The 7494-nt window shown below is 33.7% G+C and carries 9 protein-coding genes; 4 read left to right on the plus strand and 5 right to left on the minus strand.

The genetic code is table 11. The features are described from left to right. Nucleotides 1-395 (plus strand): phosphoglucosamine mutase (locus PHP31_09500; protein ID MDD3739511.1); only part of this gene is annotated, 395 nt, incomplete at its 5' end. Nucleotides 396-709: 314 nt separating this feature from the next. On the opposite strand, the gene recR is transcribed toward PHP31_09500, so the two are convergent. Then, on the minus strand, nt 710-1324 hold the full coding sequence (gene recR / locus PHP31_09505; GenBank protein MDD3739512.1) for a recombination mediator RecR: 615 nt from the start codon (nt 1322-1324) through the stop codon (nt 710-712). A gap of 78 nt (nt 1325-1402) precedes the next feature. On the opposite strand from recR, the gene PHP31_09510 reads away from it, so the two are divergent. Continuing rightward, nucleotides 1403-2155, plus strand: a complete 753-nt coding sequence (locus PHP31_09510; protein MDD3739513.1) for a toxin-antitoxin system YwqK family antitoxin — start codon at nt 1403-1405, stop codon at nt 2153-2155. Nucleotides 2156-2291: 136 nt separating this feature from the next. Here the strand turns inward: PHP31_09510 and PHP31_09515 are convergent, their stop codons facing one another. Next, the gene (locus tag PHP31_09515; GenBank protein ID MDD3739514.1) at nt 2292-2930 is read right to left on the minus strand and encodes an HAD family hydrolase; all 639 of its coding nucleotides are present in this window, start codon (nt 2928-2930) and stop codon (nt 2292-2294) included. Nucleotides 2931-3103: 173 nt separating this feature from the next. Between PHP31_09515 and PHP31_09520 the strand changes: the two genes are divergently transcribed. Then, entirely contained in the window at nt 3104-3583 is a 480-nt protein-coding gene (locus PHP31_09520; protein MDD3739515.1) for a DUF4293 family protein, read from the plus strand. Between the two features lie 10 nt (nt 3584-3593). Next, the gene (locus PHP31_09525; protein ID MDD3739516.1) at nt 3594-4511 is read left to right on the plus strand and encodes a PCMD domain-containing protein; all 918 of its coding nucleotides are present in this window, start codon (nt 3594-3596) and stop codon (nt 4509-4511) included. A gap of 197 nt (nt 4512-4708) precedes the next feature. On the opposite strand, the gene PHP31_09530 is transcribed toward PHP31_09525, so the two are convergent. From PHP31_09530 to PHP31_09540, 3 genes are all read right to left on the minus strand, one after another. Further along, entirely contained in the window at nt 4709-5323 is a 615-nt protein-coding gene (locus tag PHP31_09530; GenBank protein MDD3739517.1) for a hypothetical protein, read from the minus strand. A 160-nt stretch (nt 5324-5483) separates the two neighbouring features. Further along, a complete protein-coding gene (locus PHP31_09535) occupies nt 5484-6974 on the minus strand; it encodes a T9SS type A sorting domain-containing protein (GenBank protein ID MDD3739518.1) in 1491 nt (496 codons plus the stop codon). A gap of 219 nt (nt 6975-7193) precedes the next feature. After that, nucleotides 7194-7494, minus strand: a 301-nt coding sequence (locus PHP31_09540) for a hypothetical protein (protein MDD3739519.1), incomplete at its 5' end; no start/stop codon positions are given.

Raw genomic sequence — 7494 nt, forward strand, 5'->3', positions numbered from 1 at the left:
GTAACGGCGGAATTATTTATCCTCCGCTCAACTATGGTAGAGATGCTTTAGTTGGAACTGCACTGTTTTTGAGCTTATTAGACGAAAAGAAAATTAAAATGAGCGAGCTTAAAAATAGCTACCCAAAATATTTTATGTCTAAGCTTAAAGTTGATTTAGGCAAAGATATAAAACCTAAAAGCATTATATCAAAGATAAAACAACAGTACAAAAAAGAAACTTTGAGCTTAATTGACGGTATAAAAATAGACTTTGAAAAGGAATGGGTACACATTCGCCCTTCAAATACGGAGCCCATATTGCGTATTTACACCGAAAGCACAACTCAAATAAAAGCCGACAAATTAGCTGAAAAGTTTAAGAAAGAAGTGCAGAGTATAATTAAGGCGATGTAGAGCTGGAATTTCTTATTGAATTAGCTTTTGGCTGTTGGCTTTTGGCTGTTAGCTGAGTTTAGCCTCTAAGTTTTGGAACGAGTTTCGGGACTTCGCTTATAGAGTTTGTCGCTTTAATTGCCGTGCCTTTAAAGACACGGCAATTGATAAAAGAACACTCCACTAAACTCCCAATTTTCGGTGTTTCGTTTTTTTTCGATGGCTGAGAACACTTATGTCGCTGAGTGCCGAAGGCTCAATGACCGAAAATGTCGCACTACTCAAAACTCAAAACTCGGAACCCGAAACTACCCCGCAACCCGCAACACCAACTCTCACCCTCCCTCATACTTCTGCCTCATAATAATACTTCTACCGAGCGTAACTTCGTCGGTGTAGTCTAATTCATCGCCGATTGGTATTCCTCTGGCAATTATACTGATTCTTATATCCGTTGATTTAAAACAGTTGTATATGTAGTGGTTGCTTATATCACCATCGACTGTGGAAGGCAAGGCTAAAATAATTTCTTCAATCTGCTGTTGCTTGACTCTATCAACCAAAGCACTTATATTCAAGTTGTCGGGACCAATACCATTAATGGGCGAAATAAGTCCTCCTAAAATATGATATTTGCCGGTAAACTGTCCTGTATTTTCAATGGCAAGCATGTCTCTAATATCTTCAACAACACAAATAATTGATGCATTTCGTTTAGAATCGCTGCAAAAAGCACATATATCGCTATCGCTTATATTGTGGCATTGCTTACAGTATTTTACCTCTTTTCTCAATCGAGCAACTGCATCGCCCAAAGAAACAGCTACTTCCTCAGGCTGATTTAATAAGTGCAAAGCTAATCTGAGTGCGGTTTTTTCGCCTATTCCGGGTAATTTCTTTAACTCTGTAACAGCCCTTTGCAATAACGTTGATGAATAAGTTTCGACCATAGATAATTTGTGGAATAAATTTTGTGCTTGTAATGAAAACAAACTTTACGACGACAAAAGTAATATTCTTTCAAAAATATGAAAAAAATTAACCTTTTACTTACTGCTTTTTTGAGTATTGCTGCTTGCAATATCGCGTTTTCGCAAAATATTATCGATAGTAACGGCAAAAAACAGGGACAGTGGGAAAAATACGACGAAAACAATATCCTTGTTTACAAAGGACAATTTAAAGACGATCAACCTGTGGGCGAATTTACATATTATTATCCCAACGGAAATATAAAAACAACCCTTTTACACAAAGATAATAACATTGCCGAAGCAAAAAACTACTTCGACAGCGGAATACTAATGGCAACCGGCGAATATAAAGACCAAAAAAAGCACGGCAAATGGGAGTACTATAATAAGTCCGGAAGTCTTATTAATGTTGACATTTTTGATAACGGTAAAAGGCAAGGTATTTGCAAACAATATTATCCTACCACAAGCACTATATTGGAAGAATGCAATTACACCAACGACCAAAAAGACGGCTTACTTAAACAATATTTTACAGACGGAAGTATAAAAACCGAAATTAATTTTAAAAACGGTATGTTTCATGGCAAAGCCGTATTTTATTACCCCAACAAGCAAATTATGATGGAAGGCGAATATTGTAACGACCTTAAAATCGGTAAATGGACAAATTATAACACCGACGGCAAAGTTCAGAGTTACATTATTTACGAAAACGGCAATGCTGTTGAAGAAAAATACTTCGACAAAGAGAAAGAAATAGAAATGAAAGGAAATCCTAAAGCTATTGATTATAAGGAGTGGTGAGTGGTGGGTGGTGAGTGGTGAGTGGTGAGTGGTGAGTGGTGGTAATTTTTAATTAGCAATGAGCAATTAATAATTAACTATACTTAGCCAATAGCTAACGGCTAACGGCTAACGGCTAACGGCTAACAGCCAACAGCTAATTGCTAATTGCCCCTTTAAGTTCTTCCAAACCATTAATAATCCTGAAACCCGAAGCATGTAATCTTTCGTAACTTTGATGTCCCTTAGAGAATAATATTGCATCTAAATTTAACGACTTGGCAATTTCGGCGTCGTGGAGTGTGTCGCCTATAAAAATTATATTGCTGCCCTCGCCTACTCTTTTTATAAAGTTTTCGACTATCTGCTGCTTGCTGTTTGCGTAATGGTCTTGTATTCCTAAAACTTCATCAAAATACTCGCTTATTCCGTAATCTTTAACCATTGCATTTAATGCTTGATTTTGCATAGCCGAAATTATTACTTGCCTATGATTATTATTTTTGAAAAACTCCAAAACTTCTACTACATGCTTGTGAAGCTCGCAACTATACGCTTCTTTATAATAACTCTCGATAAATTCATCGGCGACAGCAGCCCAGTCTTCCTTTTCAAAATCAAATCCGGCTATTTCGTAGTAATCTTTTACCGGAAATGTAAATATTCTGCGATATTCGTCAATCGTTAGCAAAGGCAAATTACGCTTTTGCAGCATTTTATTAATACACATTATACTTATTTCAATATCGTCGAGTAAAGTGCCGTTCCAGTCCCAAATTATTGTTGTATTTTGCATAATAAATGTTCTTCAATCCGTACAAAATTAAAAATTAGTAGTTATTTCTGTTGAAATAAGCATAAAACTTTCGCAAATGTTTTAATCAAATCGATAATAAAAATTGAAAAGTTTGTAATTATATTTTTCAATTATCAGTAACAAACTTTATCTTTGCAAAAAAAAGAGAAGACATGATACAACGAATTCAAACCTTATACTTAACATTAGCAACAATACTGCTATTGCTCATGTTTGCTTTTCCTATAGCCAATTTTTATTCCGAATTTGGCATTTGGGAATTTAATATGTTTGGTGTTAGCAGTAAGCTTCCGGGCGAAGAAGCAGTTTTTTCAAACCAAATTATTTTTACAATATTACCGATTTTAACAATAATAATTTTGGCGATATTATTATTAACCATTTTTAATTACAAAAAACGTATGTTGCAGATACGACTGATAAATCTGTCGGTGTTTTTAACATTAGTAATGTTGTGCGGAATATTTTTCTTATACGTTCCACTAATCGAAAAACAAACCTCTGCAACAGTCGATTATATGTCGTCGCCATCAATATTTTTCCCGATAATTGCAGTTGTTTTTATGCTTTTGGCATCAAGAAACATCAAAAAAGATGAAAAATTGGTGCGTTCTACCAATCGTTTAAGATAAAATCTGAATAATGAAAAGAATATTTTTTACATCGGTGCTACTGCTGTCTTTGCTTGTTTTTTGCGGACTCTCAAAAGCACAAGACATACCCAACCATAGCTTTGAATATTGGGAAGGCAACGAGCCCACTGATTGGGGCACATCGAACTACAGCCTTATGGGTTTTACGTGGGATGTTGTTAAGCAAGAGACCAACGATGCACAAGATGGAAATTCGTCGGCAAAGCTAACCGTTGTTAAGAAAACTATACCTTTCGTTGGCTCGTACAGCATACCCGGAGCAATTACTTTAGGCGAATTTTTTATAGATTTATTAGGACAACAAGTTAGTATTTCGGGTGGTGTTCCTTTTACAGGTATGCCAACAAAACTTACCGGATATCTTAAATATGAACCCGTTAATAACGATACTTGCTATATAGGTTGGGGCTTGAGTAAATTTAACGGAGTAAGCACCGACACTATCGCACTTGCTGCTATTGACACATTCGGATTGATAAATGAATGGACTTACTTTGAAGTTCCGGCTGATTACCAACAGCAAATAAATCCAGACACTATGAATATTATTATTTCGTGCTCAAATCCAATTGACGGCTTAGACCACACAGGAACCAAACTTTTGATTGATAATTTGGTATTTGAATACGGAGGCATTGGTATTGAAGGTGTTACTTTTAAAAACAATATTCAGATATATGCCCTACGCGATTCGAAACATCTGAAAATTGTGCCCGAGTTCAACAAGCTTACTAATACGAGAATAGACTTATATAATACCGGTGGACAAGTGCTTAAATCGTGGAATAAAGACCTTTTCTCAGAACCTATTGTGTTAGACTTGTCTGAATTTAAAACAGGAATCTACATTATTACATTTACAAACAACAAAGGCGTTTTTGAGAGCAGAAAGGTGATTGTGCATTAATGTTGAATTGATTGTGGCTTAATTAAAATAAGCATTAGCATTCAGAAATTACCGTTTCACAATATTGTTATATAAAAAATTATCCTGTGTAAATCACTATTACACAGGATAACAAGAATTATAAAATTAGTTTTTTATATGTTTTAGTCAGCAATTATAGCACTGACATCGTACTTATTTAACAATGCTCAAAGCTATTAAAAATATATAGAAGCACCATTTATTGTTCCTTGCATAAGACTAGGTGTACCATCTTCTTTGATTTTAACGTTTATACTAATATCATAGCTATAGCCTTCGCATTGGAATGTGCCTACAATTTTTACATAAGAAGTTGTTGGATCAAAAGTTACACAACCTGGCAATAAATCTAAATTCATAACAATGTTAATAGCAGGGTCGGCATCAATATAACATACTCTTCCATTAGACAATACAACCTTGTAGTGATTAATTGTTTCGGCTACATTTAATCTAATAATTCCACCTAAACAATTAAAAACATTATTATCATCATAATGGTATATACCTGTTCCTTCTACTTCAATCGAAATATATCCGTCTTCTCCATCAGTCTTTACAAAGGAGAAATTATAACTTATATTTGTATCGAAAGGAGCGATACTTTTTGTGTTTTTGGCATCTGCTACACCAATATTATAGCCATCCATAGCAGCACCGAATATAGCGGCTACTATCTCTCTTTTCTCTTGTTTATCCAAGTTTTCTTCTTTTTCTTTTTCCTTTTTACATGATAAAAATGTAGAAAATAGGGCAAGAACAATAATGGAAATTAAAATGTTTCTTTTCATGTCGTTTTTGTCAGAGTTTAAAGTGCTGACACCGCACCTTTATTATTTTGTGAATAAATTAAGTTAAATTATGATAAATTTATTGAAATACGTTGCAAAATTTGTACCATTTTAACGATATAACATTTTAAATTTTCAATATCTTATAATTTTCTTTTTATTATTGCTTCACAACTTTACAGTATCCTATAATATTATTGCCCGAAAAAACTTGAACATTATAAACTCCGTTTTGCAAGTGGCTTATATTTATTATTACCTTGCCATTTGAATTTTGAGATAGGACTTCTTTTCCTGACATGTCGTATAGTTTCACATTTATTTCTCCTTCTGCATCTACAACAAAGCTATTATTTGTTGGGTTTGGGTAAATTGAAACATTTGGCAACTCTATACGCTCTTTTTCGAGCTTTTTATAATACTTGTAAGTAGATGTAACCCTAAAACAATTATGAAATATCAACTCACTTTTCATGTTGTTGTAAAACATTTTTAAATGACCATCTGATAATTGCCAACTTTCATTTTCCCACATATTGTGCTCAGTCAGTGTACAATTATTGTTTTCGTCGTAGGTATTATTAATATTATTAATATTTACCCATGCACCTTGCCATGTTTGAAATATTTCTGTTAGTTTGTTATTATTTACATCGTAGGTATTGGTTAGTTTATTTTTATTTACCCAGGCATTATTTCGCCATAACTGTTGTAATTCCGTCAGCATGTTATTGTTTGCATCGAAAGAATAAGCATATTTAGTAATGTTTAACCAACCGTTACGTTGCCAATCTTGATGCAATTCTGTTAGCGTATTATTATTTGAATCGTAAGTATATGTGTATTTGTGAATGTTCTTCCAATATTTATCCCAATTTAAATCTTGCCATATTTGCCATAGTTCCGTTAGCACGTTATTGTTTGTGTCGTAGGTGTACGAAACATAATACTTATTTGTCATTACATCATTTTGCCATTCTCGCCAAAATTCCGTAAGCAAGTTATTGTTTTCATCGAAAGTATATGTAATTTGGCTGTGATACGCCCAAGCATTATCTTTCCACGTTTGCAGCTGTTTAGTAAGCAAATTACTGTCTGGATAGCTAATATAATTATATTTCTCACAATTTAACCATTCATTATTTCTCCAATTTTGATACAGGATGGTTGTCAATTTGCCAAAGGCATCGTAAGTATAAGTTAATAGTTCGATATTTGCCCAAGCAGCATTTTCCCATCTTTGCCATAAGTTAGTTAGGATTTTATTATTTTCATTATAGGTATAAGTATATTTGTGAATATTTCTCCACTCATTGTTTTCTAATGTCTGGCAGAGGTTCGTCAGCATATAGCCATATTGATTGTAAGTATTTACTTCTCTGAACAGAATATATTGAGGTGCATAGGTATTTGCATAAATGTATATTGTATCAGGCTCCCACCAATCGATATAGGATTTGGGCATATTTACCACAGGTAATTTATCGTCAAATGATTGGGGACGTTCAATATTTCTAATCTGCTTTTTGGGCTTATTAAATTCCGAATTGTTTTGCGCAACAACGCTCAATCCGTAAAGTGAGCAAACCAAGAATAACATTACACTAGTTATTCTTGTGATTTTTGTTTTAATGATTCTTGTGTTTTTCATAGTTTCGTTTTTTAAGTTTAAAAATTTATTTGTTGGTTATTAATACAACTTCATTGTTTTTCAATCAACAAAACCAGCAATTATAAGTTTTATTGCTACTTATAACTAGTTTATAATCATAAAAATCAAACTCGCTCATTCAATCTATCGCCAAATAAATGCTTTAGGTTCTCACCTTATACATTAATCTATTGTACAATGGACAAAAAAGTCCATTTATTACTGCTTCTTCTTTTTGATTTCTTTTGAATTAGGTAATTTACCCTCTTCTATTATAATATCCGAAATAGACGTCATGCCTGATTGGTTAATAGCTTCTCTGGCACCCTTTGGGAGATAAAAATCTAACTTTTCCCAAGCTGTTCCTTCTATGCCTTTTAAGATGACTCCATCTTCTGTCTCTGAAATTGTAAATAAATAGTCTGCAAGTTCGGGGTCTTTTTTATCCGACACTTCTCCTAATTTCGTCATTCCATATTCGTCAATTGCCTGTGGTTCGTTGTTGTTAAGGGTAAAACTC

Source organism: Lentimicrobiaceae bacterium (genome assembly GCA_028697555.1).
Lineage (GTDB): Bacteria > Bacteroidota > Bacteroidia > Bacteroidales > UBA4417 > UBA4417.

What these genes read in the sequence shown, in the direction of transcription:
- recR (MDD3739512.1), bottom strand. Translation starts at nt 1,324, where the DNA reads ATGGTCGAAACTTATTCATCAACGTTATTGCAAAGGGCTGTTACAGAG.
- PHP31_09510 (MDD3739513.1), top strand. Translation starts at nt 1,403, where the DNA reads ATGAAAAAAATTAACCTTTTACTTACTGCTTTTTTGAGTATTGCTGCT.
- PHP31_09515 (MDD3739514.1), bottom strand. Translation starts at nt 2,930, where the DNA reads ATGCAAAATACAACAATAATTTGGGACTGGAACGGCACTTTACTCGAC.
- PHP31_09520 (MDD3739515.1), top strand. Translation starts at nt 3,104, where the DNA reads ATGATACAACGAATTCAAACCTTATACTTAACATTAGCAACAATACTG.
- PHP31_09525 (MDD3739516.1), top strand. Translation starts at nt 3,594, where the DNA reads ATGAAAAGAATATTTTTTACATCGGTGCTACTGCTGTCTTTGCTTGTT.
- PHP31_09530 (MDD3739517.1), bottom strand. Translation starts at nt 5,323, where the DNA reads ATGAAAAGAAACATTTTAATTTCCATTATTGTTCTTGCCCTATTTTCT.
- PHP31_09535 (MDD3739518.1), bottom strand. Translation starts at nt 6,974, where the DNA reads ATGAAAAACACAAGAATCATTAAAACAAAAATCACAAGAATAACTAGT.